The 686-nt window shown below is 61.4% G+C and carries 1 pseudogene; it reads right to left on the reverse strand.

What is annotated here, in order from left to right:
• Nucleotides 1–686: pseudogene (locus RBA41_RS33375) on the reverse strand (type IV secretion protein Rhs); the annotation flags it as partial.

The raw sequence follows: 686 nt of genomic DNA on the forward strand, positions 1-686 counted from the left end.
CGGTTCCCGCTCGGGTAGGTCACGCTCGCCAGCCGGCCGGCCGCATCGTACTCATAGGCAAGCGTATGCGTGTTGGTGTAGCTCCCCAAGCCGGTCGTGGTCTGGGCTTTGGCCGCGAGCCGCCCGAATGCGTCATAGGTATAGGTCGTATAACCCGATTCATCCGTCATCCGCGTTATTTTGCCAGCCGCAGTCGGTGTCAGCTTCGCGTCGCCGTCGTACTCGAACGTGGTTCCGACGGTGCCCGTATAGTCGATCCGGGTCAGGCGGTTGAGCGCATCATAAAAATAGGTATTCGTTTTACCGCGGCCGTCCATGCGCGTTTTCAGATTGCCGGCGGCATCGTAGGTCGACTTGGTCAGGCCCGTGTCGGGGCTTCCCAGCTCGCTGCGGTTACCCAGTCCATCTACGGAGTAACGCGTCTCGAGGTTACGCGGATCGGTCACCGTCGCCACCTGGTCGATGCCGTCGTAACCATACTTGATGGTCGGGCGGGCGCCGTTGGTGAGCGGCTGTTCCACCTGTTTTACACGGTCGAGTGGATCGTAGGTGAGGTTCGTCACCCGTCCCAGCGGGTCGGTAATTTCCTTCAGATTGCCGACAAGGTCGTACTTGTAACTGGTGGCCGCTTCCGGCACCGACTGCGCCGATGCGAGGGTGCCGGTATAGGCACCCAGCAGCGGGGT

Origin of the sequence: Massilia scottii (assembly GCF_030846495.1) — a bacterium.
GTDB classification, from domain to species: Bacteria; Pseudomonadota; Gammaproteobacteria; order Burkholderiales; family Burkholderiaceae_D; genus Telluria_A; species Telluria_A violaceinigra.